General features: G+C 53.6%; 13 protein-coding genes and 1 pseudogene. 7 read left to right on the plus strand and 7 right to left on the minus strand.

All coding sequences use genetic code 11. The features are described from left to right. Nucleotides 1–3: 3 nt before the first annotated feature. The 4 genes and pseudogenes from BMI79_RS07105 to BMI79_RS23310 all read right to left on the minus strand — a co-directional run. Nucleotides 4–804 (minus strand): ABC transporter ATP-binding protein, encoded by an 801-nt coding sequence (locus tag BMI79_RS07105; RefSeq protein ID WP_076941437.1) that lies wholly within the window; start codon nt 802–804, stop codon nt 4–6. Beyond that, nucleotides 798–1,943: an MlaE family ABC transporter permease gene (locus BMI79_RS07110; RefSeq protein ID WP_076941438.1), complete on the minus strand. Its 1,146-nt coding sequence runs from the start codon at nt 1,941–1,943 to the stop codon at nt 798–800. Before BMI79_RS07110 ends, BMI79_RS07105 begins: the two co-directional genes overlap by 7 nt. Nucleotides 1,944–2,295: 352 nt before the next feature. Further along, a complete protein-coding gene (gene tmaR / locus BMI79_RS07115; protein WP_037402210.1) occupies nt 2,296–2,613 on the minus strand; it encodes a PTS system regulator TmaR in 318 nt (105 codons plus the stop codon). 363 nt (nt 2,614–2,976) lie between these two features. Next, a pseudogene (locus BMI79_RS23310) lies at nt 2,977–3,144 on the minus strand (FUSC family protein); the annotation flags it as partial. 191 nt (nt 3,145–3,335) lie between these two features. Between BMI79_RS23310 and BMI79_RS07125 the strand changes: the two are divergent. Beyond that, nucleotides 3,336–4,082, plus strand: a complete 747-nt coding sequence (locus BMI79_RS07125; protein WP_076941440.1) for a S24 family peptidase — start codon at nt 3,336–3,338, stop codon at nt 4,080–4,082. Nucleotides 4,083–4,115: 33 nt separating this feature from the next. Here BMI79_RS07125 and BMI79_RS07130 read toward each other — a convergent pair whose 3' ends face one another. Continuing rightward, complete coding sequence (locus BMI79_RS07130; RefSeq protein ID WP_076941441.1) at nt 4,116–5,225, minus strand: SDR family oxidoreductase; 1,110 nt, start codon at nt 5,223–5,225, stop codon at nt 4,116–4,118. A 258-nt stretch (nt 5,226–5,483) separates the two neighbouring features. Between BMI79_RS07130 and BMI79_RS23770 the strand changes: the two genes are divergently transcribed. The 3 genes from BMI79_RS23770 (at nt 5,484) to sbcB (ending at nt 7,443) form a co-directional block, all read left to right on the plus strand. After that, nucleotides 5,484–5,633, plus strand: coding sequence for a hypothetical protein (locus BMI79_RS23770; protein WP_158069107.1), 150 nt, complete (start codon nt 5,484–5,486; stop codon nt 5,631–5,633). Between the two features lie 93 nt (nt 5,634–5,726). Continuing rightward, entirely contained in the window at nt 5,727–5,915 is a 189-nt protein-coding gene (locus BMI79_RS07135; RefSeq protein WP_076941442.1) for a DNA polymerase III subunit theta, read from the plus strand. A 100-nt stretch (nt 5,916–6,015) separates the two neighbouring features. Next, nucleotides 6,016–7,443 carry an exodeoxyribonuclease I gene (gene sbcB / locus BMI79_RS07140; RefSeq protein WP_076941443.1) on the plus strand — a complete coding sequence of 476 codons (1,428 nt, stop codon included), beginning with the start codon at nt 6,016–6,018 and terminating at the stop codon, nt 7,441–7,443. A 95-nt stretch (nt 7,444–7,538) separates the two neighbouring features. On the opposite strand, the gene BMI79_RS07145 is transcribed toward sbcB, so the two are convergent. Both BMI79_RS07145 and BMI79_RS07155 read right to left on the minus strand, forming a co-directional pair. Then, complete coding sequence (locus tag BMI79_RS07145) at nt 7,539–8,909, minus strand: APC family permease (protein WP_076941444.1); 1,371 nt, start codon at nt 8,907–8,909, stop codon at nt 7,539–7,541. A gap of 488 nt (nt 8,910–9,397) precedes the next feature. After that, nucleotides 9,398–10,816, minus strand: coding sequence for a glutamine synthetase family protein (locus BMI79_RS07155; protein WP_076941446.1), 1,419 nt, complete (start codon nt 10,814–10,816; stop codon nt 9,398–9,400). A 397-nt stretch (nt 10,817–11,213) separates the two neighbouring features. Here BMI79_RS07155 and puuR point away from each other — a divergent pair, with 397 nt between their 5' ends. The 3 genes from puuR to BMI79_RS07170 all read left to right on the plus strand — a co-directional run bounded on the left by puuR (nt 11,214) and on the right by BMI79_RS07170 (nt 15,288). After that, complete coding sequence (gene puuR / locus BMI79_RS07160) at nt 11,214–11,771, plus strand: HTH-type transcriptional regulator PuuR (RefSeq protein WP_076941447.1); 558 nt, start codon at nt 11,214–11,216, stop codon at nt 11,769–11,771. Between the two features lie 20 nt (nt 11,772–11,791). Then, complete coding sequence (locus BMI79_RS07165; protein ID WP_076941448.1) at nt 11,792–13,072, plus strand: NAD(P)/FAD-dependent oxidoreductase; 1,281 nt, start codon at nt 11,792–11,794, stop codon at nt 13,070–13,072. A gap of 230 nt (nt 13,073–13,302) precedes the next feature. Then, nucleotides 13,303–15,288 (plus strand): ligand-gated channel protein, encoded by a 1,986-nt coding sequence (locus tag BMI79_RS07170; RefSeq protein ID WP_076941449.1) that lies wholly within the window; start codon nt 13,303–13,305, stop codon nt 15,286–15,288. The last annotated feature ends 47 nt before the right edge of the window (nt 15,289–15,335 follow it).

The following is a 15,335-nucleotide window of genomic DNA, read 5'->3' on the forward strand; positions in this document are numbered from 1 at the left end:
TTCTTATTGCCTCTCTCGTATGTTCGTTACGGCCTGTTGCGCTGCCCGCCCACGCGGGCCATGGAAATACTCTTGGATCCAGACATCATCCGTGGCGGCGACAACGTCCAGCGCATCAACCACCAGCACTTTTTTCTGCGACAGCACGGCAACCCGGTCACAGATGGTATAGAGGGTGTCCAGATCGTGAGTAACCAGGAACACCGTTAGCCCCAGCGCGTCGCGCAGCGTGCGGATCAGGCTGTCAAAGGCCGCCGCACCGATAGGATCCAGCCCGGCGGTGGGTTCATCCAGAAACAGAATCTCCGGATCCAGCGCCAAGGCTCTGGCCAACGCCGCACGTTTCACCATGCCGCCAGAAAGTGATGCCGGGTACTTGTTACCCGCGTTGGCGGGTAAACCTGCCAACGCCAGCTTCACCTGCGCCAGTTGCTCGGCATCGCTGCGTTGCAATCCGGCATATTCAATCAGCGGTAACGCCACGTTTTCGGTGACCGTCAGCGAACTGAACAGCGCACCGCGCTGGAACAGAACGCCAAATCGCCTTTCCAGCGCGGAACGACGTTCGCCGGAAAGTGCCATCAAGTCTTCGCCAAAAACATGGATCTGCCCGGCCGTCGGGCGGCGCAGGCCTACGATACTGCGTAGCAGGACCGATTTACCGGTACCGGAGCCGCCGACCACACCCAGGATCTCCCCACGCCGTACGTCAAGATCAAGATCCTCGTGAACACACTGTTTGCCAAAACAGTTACGCAGTTTACGAATGCGAATAATGGCTTCAGGGGCTGCTTGGCTCACCATCCCATCTCCATGAAAAACAGTGCGGCGACAGCATCAAGCAGAATCACCACAAAGATTGAATGCACCACGCTGGAAGTGGTATGCGCCCCCACCGAAGCGGCGCTACCGCTGACCTTGAACCCTTCCAAGCAGCCGATAATCGCAATCAGGAAAGCGAAGACTGGTGCCTTGCTCATGCCAACCAGAAAGTGCTGTAATCCACCACTGCTCTGCATGATGGTCAAGAACATGGTGGGTGAGATATCCAGCGTCAAGACGCACACCACCGCCCCCCCAAAGATCCCGCTAATCATGCCGATAAACGTCAGCATCGGCAGCGCAATCAACAACGCCAACACCCGCGGCAGCACCAGCATTTCCACCGGGTTCAGCCCCAATGCCTGGAGCGCGTCGATTTCCTCATTGGCTTTCATCAGGCCAATCTGGGCGGTGAAGGCACTGGCGGTGCGGCCCGCCATCAGTATTGCGGTGAGCAGTACGGCAAATTCACGCAGGAAGGAGAACACCACCAGATGGACGGTAAAAATACCGGCGCCGAAGGTGGCCAGCACCGTTGAGCCCAGGAAGGCGATCACCGCCCCCACCAGGAAAGTCAGCAGCATAATGATGGGCACAGCATTGAGACCGATCTGCTGAATATTGGCCACCAGCGACGTCAGCCGCCAGCGCGCAGGGCGTAACAGGCTGCCAAACAGCGCTTGCAGGGTCAGGCCGATGAACCCCAGCAGATCGATAAAATTTTGCCAGAAACTGACCATCGACTGGCCGATATTGGCCAGCAGTTCAACCAGTAACCCCGGAGGGCTCTCCGTCTCCGAAGGCTCAAACCCTTGCAGGGAACGGCCTACGGTTTCCAGCAGAACACGGCGTTCGGCAGGCAGGGAAGGCGCCGTTTGGCTGAGATTGAGTATCCGTTCGCTACCAAGAAGATCAACCAGTAGCTTGGCGCCAGCGGTATCAAGAACGCCCAATTGGCTGAGATCAAACACCACATCGCCAGGCAAACGGCTCTGCAACTGTCTGACACCCGGTTCCAGTAGGCGATAATGTGCAAGTACCCAATCACCACGGGCCAACACGCGAGGAGGATGAACGCTGTCGTCCAGATTGAGCAATGCGGTGAGTTGTTGTTCTGTCATAAAAGGAACCTGTTACCCCTTACCAGGCTACGTCATCGCAACATAGCTAAAAATGAATTGCTCATCTATGAATAAAATTATGAATATAAGGCTACTTTAAACGTTATTTATCACAAACAGCGGTAATACTGTTTAACCACCGCACAGCGTCAAAACAATAGTCTGAGGGTTTGCTGCAAGACGATACTCTAAGCGTAGCGGGTCCGGGCTGATTTGCTATACCCGCTTGAAAAATCAATGCGTAACACGCTCATACCGGCCTGGTTTGGTGGCAAAAATGCAGGCAGCGTAAAGGGAAAACAGAAACAACGAGGGCTGGAAAAATACCAGCCCTGCGGGGGAGATAATTACTTTACTTCACTTCGCCCATCGCCTTCAGCTTCTTGGACAAATCACGACGCTCTTTGGACAGATCGGCGTTTTTGATGATGTAATCATCCACACGATCTTCATAGTCACTGCGCATATTGGCAATAATGCCCTGAATGTCTTCAATGCTCATTCCAGGCTTGATGTACTCGCTCAGGTTGTCGAGCAGCAGTACACGTTTCTGGTTGTCACGAATTTTCTTTTCGTTGTCGGTAATTTCGCGCTGCAGCTTGTTTTTACGGCGGAACATACGCACAAACTCTAGAACGTCCTGAAAACTCGGCTTATTTGCATTATCCATCTTGATACCCTTGCTTTAGTAATACACAGATTCATTTGCTGACGGGCCGCTATCACACCAAGATACAGGTTTGTGCCCGTCAGACACAACTCTCATTGGCCTATCTTACCCACTTTAGCGCCCCAGCCAAAACCCGATGCGCATGCTTCATGATCTGACCCCCTATTCACGAACCCGCGCAGTACACACCTTGAGCAGATCGTTCAATTCCTCAAGCTGCTGCGCCAGTTCCATACTCAGCCAGATATAACCGCAGATCGATGCCTCGCAAGGCCGCTCAGCGCTGGCCTCCTGCATCAGGGCACGCAGTTCGGCTGCGGTTTCTCGCCATTCTCCTGCTGCTTCCCGCGGCTCGCCGTAACGCATCATATCCACCAGCGTGATCAGCGGCCAGATGCCTTCCGGCACCCTGAGTAAGCGCAGCAAAAGAAAGGTAATGACAAACGCCAGCCCGATACGCACGCCATGAACAATACGATAGTGGCGGTATATCAGGCGCTCAAAAGAAGAGATCTCTCTGCCCAAATGCACGTTATTTTCACCGACGATGCCCCAAAATTTTATTTTAGTGGATGAAAAACGCTTGCGTATATTGCTGAAGATGAACAGTGGTTGCCTGCGTAGCGAGCAATCATAGCGGCGTCTAGCTTAACGCTAATACAGGGCCGAAATTCTGCCGCCGGAGGATTTACCTTTTTGCTAAAGGGTGCGATCATCTGCCGATGGAAACCAAAGAAATCAGGCGCAATAATCTGCGCGATCTCATGGCGCATTACGCCCGCCAAGGCACCAACCAGAATGAATTTGCCATGCTGGTCGGCTCTTCTGCCCCCACGCTGAGCCAGATCACCGGTGAAAAATCCTCGCGCAATCTGGGCGATAACCTCGCCCGACGCATTGAAGCCAAACTGAACTTACCTAAAGGCTGGTTTGATGTGTTTCATGAAAAAACCTTGAAACACCCTTTTGCCAATGTAGCAGCGGAGTCAGATTTCCAACCGGCACGGCTTAGGCCCGTCGTGTGGGAGGATACCGATCAGGACAAAGAAGAGTTTGTCGAGATCCCCCTGCTGGATATCGACTTTTCTGCCGGTGATGGCTGCTATGAAATCGTCGATCGTGAAGAGTTTTCACTGATCTTCCGCCGTTACTATCTGCATAAGATGGGCGTGCCGGTGAACGCGGCGCGTATTATCCGCATCTCCGGCTCCAGTATGGAGCCGCGCTTGCAGGATGGCGATGTGGTTGGCATCAACACGGCCGATACCCGTATCCGCGAAGGAAAAACCTATGCTATTCGTCACGGTAATCTTTTGCGGGTCAAGATTCTGATTGAGCAGCCCGATGGCGGCGTGGTGATCCGCTCACTGAACCGCGAAGAGTATCAGGATGAACATCTCAGCTACCCGCAGCGCAAAGATCAACTGGTGGTGCTGGGCCGCGTGTTCTGGTCATCATCATCCTGGTAAGCCAAACGGACATCGCTTCCGATGCCTAGCCTGTTATTTAAAATCCACCACCATTTGTTGCGGTATCGACAACCCGCGAGTCGATTGCACGCAGCAGGCAATGTAATCGGTAAAGCGCGGCGGTTTCGGCATGCCCAGCTTGAGGATTTTTTCATTGCTGAACCGCACGTTAAGCATGGCAAATGAGCCATACAGGCGCATCGCTTTCAGCATCAGGCGTTCGTTGCACGGCCCGAAGATATCCTTCAGTTGCCTGCGCATTTGCAGCAGTGCTTCGTAGCTGACCTGCGCGTAATGATCGCCAACCGGCGGTTTCTCCAGCGCGGCGGCAATGGCGCGATCGATATCCGCAAAGCTGACGCTGCTCTCTTCGCCGGCAGAGATATGATAAACGTCGTTATCCAGCGTCTCGCAGTTCAGTAGCATCACCAGCGCATCAGCACAGTAATCGACCGGAATCACGTCGATATTGTCCTGCAATGAACACATGAATTTGCGCAGCATCAGCGCCATACTGAATACCCAGAAAATGCTGCTGGAAGGCTGGCACCCCAAACGCGTGTGGCCAACCACGATCGAAGGCCGGGCAATCACCAGCGGCAGCTGTGGGCAGCTCTGTCGCATCAGTTGCTCAATCGTCGACTTGGAGCGAGTGTACTCCACTAAATGTTCCGCCGTTTCCTCAAATTCGGCGCTTTCCGCCACCAACGAACCAGGTTCAGGTGCGCAGGACATCGCCGTACCTACATGCAGGAAACGCTTTAACCCTTTAACCTGCGCCATTCTCTGTGCAAAAGCCAAGGTACCTTCAACATTAACCTTCCAAATAAGCGGATTATTGCCAAATGAAGCCACAGCCGCACAGTTAACCACGTGGGTCACGGTGTTAATACGTGTGTCGGATAAAAAATGAGTCGGCTCACTTAAATCACCCAGCAGAATATTTTCTGGCGTGAGTTTATCCAGAGTGGTTTTATTAATATTAAACTTTTCCATATTCGCGCGAATACGGTTCAAACCCTGTTGCACATTCTCGGCACGCACCAGAATAAGATAGTTAACACCTTGATTATCTTTCAGTAATTTTTCTAGAGCCGCCCCACCAAGAAACCCCGTAGCGCCGGTTAACAGAAGCGTTTTCATATTGGATACTCATATTTAGCCTTGAATGTGCTGGATTGTATGCCTGAATATGTAAACGAAAATTAAATAACGATTAAGTGGGTGGAAAATTAGTTTTCTTAATATTATCTTAAGGAATATTTTGAAACACTCACACACTTATTAGTAACACCAGCGACGCAAAACTCATGCATAATAAAAAAACTTATATTGACAGTATTGATGCCAAACCTGCTTTAACGCTCAGTAAATGCAATCCTCTCTTAATTAGGAGGCACTATGAGTTACAACAAAAAAGTCTGGTTAGCCGTACCGATCTTTTGTGCCATATTCTGGCTGCTGGCTATCGGTAGCCTCTATTTACTCAACAAGAAATTTGGGCCAGAGCGCCCATACAGCCAATCAGAGTCGATCGCTAAAATCAGTTAATCGGGAGTTTAAGCTACACGTTTGTTCCCTGAATGTGGGAGCGACAAACTGCCCCAGCGATCCTATGATACTTTATCGAGCAAGGAGAAAGACATGGCGCGAAAACTGGATGGCTTGCCTCAGCAAGAACGCGACAAAATCCATACCGACCTGCTAGCGCTCAGCGTTATTTACAATGAACGCTATGGGCATGCTTCTGGGCTAAAAAATGCCGAAGCAAGCGTGCCTGCTCATCTGCTGAACTACTTCCATCAACGCCTGCTCTACTATCGCAATGCGTAATCGCACGCATTTCTCCGTTTAAGCTAAACCACTGCTTGGCATCGTTCATAGCACCGTTACAATAGGAGCATATTCCCTACGCCAATGAAGAGATGCGATTTTGAGCAGCAAGGCACCGGCCACATTTTATATCCACGACTACGAAACCTTCGGTAAAAGCCCATCCATGGATCGTCCGGCGCAGTTTGCTGGCGTGCGTACCGACATGGATTTCAATATCATCGAAGAGCCGCTGGTTGTTTATTGCGCTCCGGCAGATGATTACCTGCCCGATCCTGAAGCGGTGATGATCACCGGTATCACACCGCAACACGCCCTGGCCAAAGGGGTGAACGAGGCTGAATTTGCCCGGCAGATCCACCAAGCATTCAGCGTGCCCGGTACCTGTATTCTCGGCTACAACAATATTCGCTTTGATGATGAAGTCAGCCGTAACATCTTCTATCGCAGTTTCTATGATCCCTACGCCTACAGCTGGCAAAACGGCAATTCACGCTGGGACCTGCTCGACGTGATGCGTGCCTGCTATGCCCTGCGCCCAAGCGGCATCAACTGGCCAGAGAATGAAGACGGCTTTCCCAGCTTCCGTCTGGAACACCTGACTCGCGCTAACGGCATAGAACACGAAAATGCGCACGATGCCATGGCCGACGTTTACGCTACCATTGCCATGGCCAAATTGGTCAAACAGGCGCAGCCGCGGCTGTTCGATTATCTATTGCAGCACCGTAATAAGCACAAACTGAACGCGCTGATCGACATCGCCGAAATGGCTCCGCTGGTGCACGTTTCCGGCATGTTTGGTGCCGCGCGCGGCAACACCAGTTGGGTTGCGCCGCTGGCTTGGCACCCAGAGAACAAAAATGCGGTGATCATGTGTGATTTGGCCGGTGATATCACGCCATTGCTGGAACTGAGCGCCGACGAACTGCGCGAACGCCTCTATACTCGCCGCGATCGGCTGGCCGCCGCTCAAGCCCCCGTGCCAATTAAACTGGTGCATATCAACAAGTGCCCAGTGCTGGCCCCCGCCAAAACGCTGCTGCCGGAAAATGCCGAACGCTTGGGGATTGATCGCCAAGCCTGCCTGCAAAACCTGCAAGTACTGCGCCAGCACCCGGAAGTGCGGGAAAAAGTGGTGGCGCTGTTTGCCGAAGCGGAACCTTTCACGCCGCTTGATGATGTGGATGCCAAACTGTATGACGGCTTTTTCAGTGATGCTGACCGGGCGGCCATGAAGATTATCCAGCAAACCAACCCGCAGAATCTGCCGGCGTTGGATTTAACCTTTAACGATGGCCGGGTGAAGGAGTTGCTGTTCCGCTACCGTGCACGTAATTACCCCAAAACGCTGGATGACGCCGAACAGCGCCGCTGGCTGCAACATCGCCAGAACGTGCTCAACGCAGAGCGGGTGCAAAACTACCTATTACAGTTGGAAGCGTTGTATAACCTGCATGAAGGGGATCAGGAGAAAATGGCCCTGCTGAAAGCGTTGTTCGACTACGGCAAGCAGTTGGTAGGGTAATGCCTGAGCTTCTTCTTTTGAAAAAACTCAGGGCGAGGGGCATATGTTAATCAAGCCCCTCACCCCGGCCCTCCCAAAGAGAGAGGGGGAAAAAATTAAGCTACGTCTTCACTCGCCTGCGGCACAGGCAAGCGGAAACTGCGAGTGACAAACGCCAGATACAGCAGACCAATTGCCGCCCAGACCAGGCCCAACGTCATTGAGCTGGACTCCAGGTTAATCCACAGAGCACCGACGGTCAGCGCACCCAACACCGGCAGAACCAGATAGTTGATCTTATCTTTCAAGGTACGGTTCAACTTGTCACGGATGTAGAACTGCGAAATCACCGACAGGTTAACAAAGGTAAAGGCCACCAGCGCACCAAAGTTGATCAACGCAGTCGCGGTCACCAGATCGAACGACACGGCAGACAGCGCAATCGCTCCCACCAGCAGCACGTTCAGCGCTGGCGTACGCCATTTCGGATGTACATAGCCGAAGAAACGCTCTGGGAACACCCCGTCACGGCCCATCACGTACATCAGGCGTGATACTCCCGCATGTGAAGCCATACCGGAAGCCAGTACCGTGACGCAAGAGATCACCAGGATCACCGACTGGAAGAACTTGCCAGCGACGTACAGCATGATTTCAGGCTGTGAGGCATCAGGATTTTTGAAACGCGAGATGTCCGGGAAGTACAGTTGCACAAAGTAAGACACCACGATGAAGATAATGCCGCCGATCAACGCCGTCAGGAAGATGGCTTTCGGGATCACATTCTCTGCATCTTTGGTTTCTTCCGACAGCGAACTGATGCCATCGAAGCCGAGGAATGAGAAGCACAAGATGGTCGCACCGGTAATCATCGGCACCACGTGGGCATTATCAGACCAGAACGGACGGCTGCTGGCCAGCGTGCCGGCCCCTTCGCCATTAGAAATCCCGTGGATCACCAGGCCCAGAAACACGATCATAATCGCTACCTGCACCACCACGATAATGGAGTTCAGGTTGGCAACCAGCTTGATGCCGCGCAGGTTGAAAGCCGTCATCAGCGCTACCAGCACCGCAACGAAGATCCATGAAGGCACGCCTGGGAAGATCGCTTCCAGGTAAATTTTTGCCAGCAGGATGTTGATCATCGGCATGAACAGGTAGTCCAGCAACGATGACCAGCCCACCATAAAGCCAACGTGCGGGCTGATGGCTTTCTGGGCATAGGTGTAAGCAGACCCCGCAGACGGGAATTTGCGCACCAGTTTGCCGTAACTCAGCGCGGTAAACAGGATCGCCAGCAGTGCAAAGGCGTAAGCGGTTGCGACATGACCATCGGTCAGGCCGGAGACGATGCCAAAGGTATCAAAGATAGTCATAGGCTGCAGATACGCCAAGCCCATCATGACTACCGGAACCAAAGTGAGGGTTTTGCGCAGTTGAGCGCGCTGGCCGGCTGGTGCGGCGCTGATGATGTTATCGGACATCGCGCAGCCCCCCCTTACCTTCTGCCTTGCGGATAAGAGACACGCCAAGACTTAAGGTTGCGGGGAAACTTCGCAACGTGCGACTGAATTCTAAAAGGGGGATGAGGGAAGCTGGATAGCGAGTCGATGCTGCCTTGACTGCCCCATAATCGCTGCGGCCGCAGCGGAAACCGGCGGGCACCGGTGCTAAAGTGAAAAATTGCCCCATCTTTCTAATCCTCATGAGTCACGACCATAAAGTTTTGGTTGATCGCGACGAACCTATTTATCTATCCGGCTCGATGTCCGGCCTCGCTTGGTGTGTGAAATTCACAGTTTGTATAACGTAAAATGCAAAAAAATAACCGACGCGTTAAAACGTCGGCTATCTTCATTCGGTTATTTTGCCCTAGAAAACCCCTGCAAGACAAGCTCCAGAAACCTTCTTATACAAATTCTTTTGCTGATTGAACGGAAAATCCGCTTATCGGCAAAGGCTGAATGCCGACTCAGGCATTTTTCAACATCCAGTCGATCTCGGTTTCGGTCACCAGTCGCTCAAACTGCATCAGTTCATCCATCTTGCAGGCGTGATAAACACGTGAGAAACGCTCCCCCAGATACTGGGTCAGTTCATGCTGATGTTCAAATTCGTACAACGCATCGCTCTGACGAATCGGGAAGGGCACGCCTTCCTGTTCAAGGCCATTACCCGTTACCGGTTCAGGCAGCGGCAGCTCGGTATCCAGCCCATAGAGGATCCCCGCCAAGATCGCGGCCACCACCAGGTAGGGATTGGCATCCGCCCCGGCAACCCGATACTCCACGCGGTGGTTATCCACATCGCTACAGGGAATACGTAACGCTACGGTACGATTGTTATGCCCCCAGGAAGCCTGGACCGGCACATACATGCCAGGCTGGAAACGACGGAACGCATTGACATTAGGCGCCAGCAACGCCATAGAGGCTGGCATCAGGGTGATCATCCCGGCCAAGGCACGCTTCAGCAGCGCCGAATCTGCGCCATCGGCTTCGGCAAACAGGTTGTTACCCGCGTTGTCTACCATGCTGATATGCACGTGCATCCCGCTGCCGGCATAATCCTCATAGGGTTTAGCCATAAAGGTGGCATGCATATGGTGGTTTTCTGCCACCTGCCGCACCAGGCGCTTCAACGCCAGCGCATGATCGCAGGCCTGCAACACATTGTCGGTATGATTCAGATTCACTTCGAACTGGCCTGGCGACGCTTCCGCTACCGCACCATCGGCCGGTAAACCCTGCATCTGTGCCAACATATCAATGTCGTTCAGCACGCCAGCAAAGTGGTTGAGATTGTCCAGTGAATAAACCTGGCTCTGCACGTTGCGCTCTTGCGTTCCTGGTGAGCACGGCGGCTGCAGGTAGCCTTCTGCATCTCGCTGTCGATCGATGAGATAAAACTCCAACTCTACCGCTACCACTGGGAATAACCCACGCTGGCGCAACGCCTGCCATATTCGGTTCAGTACGTTACGGGGTTCAACGTCAAAGGGAGTACCATCTTCATCCAGCATGGTCAGCAATACCTGGCCGATATGCTCGGGATCTGCGGCTGAAGGCGTTAAGGTTCCCGGCACCGGGATGCAAACCCGGTCAGGCTCCCCCAGTTCCTGGCCCAAACCGGCCTCTTCCACCACGTTGCCCAGAATATCCATAGCAAACACCGAGGCGGGGAAGTAGCAGCCTTTTTCTATTTTTTTCAGCCCGGAGATGGGGATACGTTTACCGCGGAAGGAACCATTTAAATCATTGAGCAAGATATCGATATACTGTGTGGCAGGATGGCGTTCCAAATAGTGAGTCACCTCCCGTTGGAACGCGCTACTTCGCCTTTCTTCATTATGCTGTGCAAAATTTTCAACTGCTGCGCTATTGGTTTGCATACATCACCCGCCGTTGTGCTTTTGGGAATGCCTTCGCATTCACTTGCCGATTGGTTCAACACATGGTCTGAATTCTCTGAAAAGTGAGCTGGAGATTGGTGCTCGAAATAACACCCATGGAATTAAACATAGCCTTAACAAAAAAGCTTTGCAAATGCTACAATCGCGTTTGATTATTCACCACGGGCTGCTAAATTGATAAAATATTGACCGAAAAGGCGTTGTCTGCCGTTTTCGTGTACATTATTTTTTCCGCCAGTACGGCGATAAATGTGGGCAATATATTTTCCAATAACGCCCCAACTACCGATATCATGTGGTGTCGATATCACTCAGACAGGTACCCGGTTCCGGGTGTTACCTCAGCTTGTCGTCCCTATCAGAAGGAACTACCGCTATGAGCGAAGTCAGCTTGGCACCAGGCAAGCGCCTGTCGCAGATCCGCCAACATTTGGGTCTGTCGCAGCGCAGGGTCGCCGAACTGTCCGGATTAACCCACAGTGCCATCAGCACCATTGAGCAGGACAAAGTCAGCCCTGCCATCAGTACGTTACAGAAGTTGCTCAAGGTCTATGGATTATCACTGTCTGAATTCTTTGCCGAACCCGAACGGCCAGATGAACCCAAAGTGGTGATTGAACCGGAGGATCTGATCGAAATCGGCAGCCAAGGCGTATCAATGAAGCTGGTGCATAACGGCAACCCGACGCGCAGCCTGGCCATGATGCTGGAAACCTACCAGCCCGGCACCACCACCGGCGAGAAGATCAAACACCAGGGAGAAGAGATCGGTACCCTGCTGGAAGGGGAAATCATGCTGACGGTCAACGGCCAAAGCTACCTGCTGACGGCTGGGCAGAGCTATGCCATCAATACCGGCCTGCCCCACAGTTTCAGTAATACGTCAACGCGCGTCTGCCGCATCATCAGCGCGCATACCCCCACCACCTTCTGACACTGCCAGACGGAGGAACCATGTCGGAACATGTTGCCAGCTATTATGCCGCCCATGCCAATCCACATGAGCCGTATCCGTCACTGAAAGAAGCCATCCGCTGCGATGTTTGCGTGGTTGGCGGCGGTTTTTCTGGCCTGTCCTCCGCATTGCATCTGGTGGAGGCCGGTTATGACGTGGTCGTGCTTGAAGCGGCGCGTATTGGCTGGGGAGCCAGCGGGCGCAACGGGGGACAGGCGCTCAACTCTTACAGCCGCGACATCGATACGATCGAAGCGCGTTACGGCGCGGATACCGCCCGCATGCTCGGCAGCATGATGTTCGAAGGCGCAGAAATTATCCGCCACCGAATCGATCAATACGCCATCGCCTGTGATTATCGTCCTGGTGCGATCGCCGCGGCCCTCACCAACAAGCAGTTCAACGCGCTTCGGGAAAAAGAGAAACTGTGGCAGCGCTATGGTCATCAACAGCTTGAGTTACTCGACAGGCAGGCTATCCGGCGCGAAATCGCCAGCGAGCGTTATGTCGGCGGGCTGCTGGATCGTAGCAGTGGGCATCTGCATCCTCTCAATCTGGCCCTCGGCGAAGCGGATGCGATACGGCGCCACGGCGGACGCGTGTTTGAGCACTCTGTGGTCACCCATATCGCCTATGGTGAACCGGCACGGGTGCAGACCGCGCAGGGGTCAGTCAGCGCCAGCTTTGTCATCATCGCGGGTAATGCCTATTTGGGGGATAAGCTGGAGCCGCGCCTCAGCCGCCTGAGCATGCCCTGTGGTTCACAAATCATCACCACTGCGCCACTGTCGGCCGATATGGCACTTGCGCTGTTGCCGGGTAATCATTGCGTCGAAGATTGCAATTACCTGCTGGATTACTTTCGGCTGACGGCGGATAACCGCTTATTGTATGGCGGCGGAGTGACGTATGGCGCACGGGATCCGGCCGATATCGATGCCGAAATCCTGCCCAAGATGCTGAAAACCTTCCCGCAGCTAAAAAATGTGCGCATCGATTACCGCTGGAGCGGTAATTTCCTGCTGACGCTGTCACGAATGCCGCAATTCGGACGGCTGGAAAACAATGTTTACTATCTGCAGGGGGACAGCGGCCACGGCGTCACCTTGACACATCTGGCCGGTAAACTGATCGCCGAAGCGCTGCGCGGTGATGCTGAACGTTTCGATGCCTTCGCCAAGCTGCCACATCTGCCATTTTTTGGTGGCCGCCATTTGCGGGTGCCCTTCACTGCCCTGGGTGCCGCCTACTATGCCTTGCGCGATCGGCTGGGGTTCTGAGCACTGCCCCGGCCTGCACCAGCACTGATATTGCCTCTTTCCTCTGCCATCACATAATATCCCTTATTTATATATGCAAATGATATAGATTATCATTTGCATTTACATTCTTATTAATTTCCTTACAATAGCCCGAAGCCTCACCCTCAGAGCGGAAAACCGCCGCGGTGCGAGCTACCTCTTATTTTAAATCAATCAATTAATAACCTCGGGCCAGGAATCTTTATCCCATGGAAAAGCTAAGCCATAACAAACTGACCGCAATAATCCTCGCTTCCCTCGCCAGCAGCAGCGTCCTGGCAGAATCACAGGACACCATGGTCGTGACCGCCTCCGGTTTCCAGCAAAGGATCCAGGATTCAGCGGCATCTATTTCCGTCATCTCGCGCCAACAGCTTGAAACCAGGGCTTATCGTGATGTGACCGATGCGCTGAAAGACGTTCCCGGCGTGGTGGTGACCGGCGGTGCCAGCAACAGCGATATCAGCATCCGCGGTATGTCCTCCAAGTACACGCTGATCCTGGTTGACGGCAAACGCGTTGATACCCGGGGTACGCGCCCGAACAGCGACAATGCCGGTATCGAACAAGGTTGGCTGCCACCGCTGCAGGCGATTGAGCGCATCGAAGTGGTGCGTGGGCCGATGTCTTCACTCTATGGTTCCGATGCTATGGGTGGCGTTATCAACATCATCACGCGTAAAACCTCCACCACTCAGGCGTGGACGGGCTCCCTGCACGGCGATACCACCTTCCAGGAGGATCGTCATTCCGGTGATATTTTCCAGACCAACGCTTTTGCCTCCGGCCCATTGATCGACGGCCTGCTGGGGTTACGGGTCAACGGCCTGCTTTCACGGCGCGCTGAAGACCAGATTATCAACGGCTATAACGAGCAGCGGATGCGCAGCGGTACGGCGGTGTTCAGCCTGACTCCGGATGAGAAAAACGGCGTTGACGTTGAGATTGGCCGCTCATTGCAGGATCGCAACAGCACGCCGGGCGTGTCGATGGCAGCAGAAAACTGCCGCAACGGCAAATGCACGCCGAACAGTGCCAGCAACAGCCGCTACGAGCGCACACATTATTCGATCACCCACAGCGGCTATTACGATTTCGGTAGCAGCAACAGCTATATTCAACGCGAAGAGACCAACAACCCTGGTCGCGAAATGAAGCTGAACAACACCATCTTCAATACGCAAACGCAGTTCGATCTCGGCGATCACCTGCTGAGCCTGGGTGGACAGTATCGCTATGAAGATCTGCATGATGAAGGCAACCAACTCGCCGCCGCTGACGGCCTGAACAAGCTGACGCGTTGGAGTTGGGCGCTGTTTGCCGAAAACGAGTGGTCCATGACCAACGATTTTACCCTGACCAGCGGTGTCCGCATGGATCAGGATCAGAACTATGGCAACCACTGGACGCCGCGCCTGTACGGCGTGTGGCATCTGGCAGAACAGTGGACGCTGAAAGGCGGCGTGTCTGCCGGTTATCGCTCACCCGATCTGCGCCAGTCTTCCGCCAACTGGGGGCAGATCACCGGCGGTGGCCGCACCTCAATCATCATTGGCAACCCCGATCTGAAGCCGGAAAAGAGCCTGAGCCAAGAGATCGGCCTGCTGTGGGACAGCCAGCAAGGAATGAATGCCGGTGTCACCCTGTTTAATACCGACTTCAAAGACAAAATCACCGAGGTTCGTCGCTGTGACAGCGGCAACGGTTCACCAGAATGCTTCATTGGTAACACCCCCTATTACTTTATCAGCGATCGCATCAACGTGGATGAAGCCAATATGCGCGGTGTTGAAGCCACTCTGGGCTGGGAGATCACGAAAGATTGGGAGTTGACAGCCAACTACACCTTTACTCAGTCAGAACAGAAAAGCGGAGACCAGAAAGGAAAGCCGCTGAACCAGATGCCAAAACATATGCTCAATACCACGCTAGATTGGCAGGCAACGCAGGACGTCAGCCTGTGGTCACGCCTCAACTTCCGCAGCAGAACCTCTGAATACCTGAGCCGCACCTCCATGGCCATGGGTACACCGTCTTACACCTTTGTTGATACCGGCTTGAGCTACCAGGCCAACAAACATCTGACGGTGAGCGGCGGGGTATACAATATCTTCGATAAAACCGTTGATTACGATCATTACGACACCGTTCTGGATGGCCGCCGTTATACCGTTGGCATGACCTACAGCTTCTGATCGCGGGAAAACGCGGCAACAGACCGCCGCGTTGCCCCCCTGCGAAT

The sequence above is a fragment of the Serratia oryzae genome (assembly GCF_001976145.1).
GTDB classification, from domain to species: Bacteria; Pseudomonadota; Gammaproteobacteria; order Enterobacterales; family Enterobacteriaceae; genus Chania; species Chania oryzae.

Bases quoted from the DNA above. Each gene is read 5' to 3' on its own strand.
- BMI79_RS07105 (WP_076941437.1), bottom strand. From the start codon at position 804: ATGGTGAGCCAAGCAGCCCCTGAAGCCATTATTCGCATTCGTAAACTG.
- BMI79_RS07110 (WP_076941438.1), bottom strand. From the start codon at position 1,943: ATGACAGAACAACAACTCACCGCATTGCTCAATCTGGACGACAGCGTT.
- tmaR (WP_037402210.1), bottom strand. From the start codon at position 2,613: ATGGATAATGCAAATAAGCCGAGTTTTCAGGACGTTCTAGAGTTTGTG.
- BMI79_RS07125 (WP_076941440.1), top strand. From the start codon at position 3,336: ATGGAAACCAAAGAAATCAGGCGCAATAATCTGCGCGATCTCATGGCG.
- BMI79_RS07130 (WP_076941441.1), bottom strand. From the start codon at position 5,225: ATGAAAACGCTTCTGTTAACCGGCGCTACGGGGTTTCTTGGTGGGGCG.
- BMI79_RS23770 (WP_158069107.1), top strand. From the start codon at position 5,484: ATGAGTTACAACAAAAAAGTCTGGTTAGCCGTACCGATCTTTTGTGCC.
- BMI79_RS07135 (WP_076941442.1), top strand. From the start codon at position 5,727: ATGGCGCGAAAACTGGATGGCTTGCCTCAGCAAGAACGCGACAAAATC.
- BMI79_RS07145 (WP_076941444.1), bottom strand. From the start codon at position 8,909: ATGTCCGATAACATCATCAGCGCCGCACCAGCCGGCCAGCGCGCTCAA.
- BMI79_RS07155 (WP_076941446.1), bottom strand. From the start codon at position 10,816: ATGCAAACCAATAGCGCAGCAGTTGAAAATTTTGCACAGCATAATGAA.
- puuR (WP_076941447.1), top strand. From the start codon at position 11,214: ATGAGCGAAGTCAGCTTGGCACCAGGCAAGCGCCTGTCGCAGATCCGC.
- BMI79_RS07165 (WP_076941448.1), top strand. From the start codon at position 11,792: ATGTCGGAACATGTTGCCAGCTATTATGCCGCCCATGCCAATCCACAT.
- BMI79_RS07170 (WP_076941449.1), top strand. From the start codon at position 13,303: ATGGAAAAGCTAAGCCATAACAAACTGACCGCAATAATCCTCGCTTCC.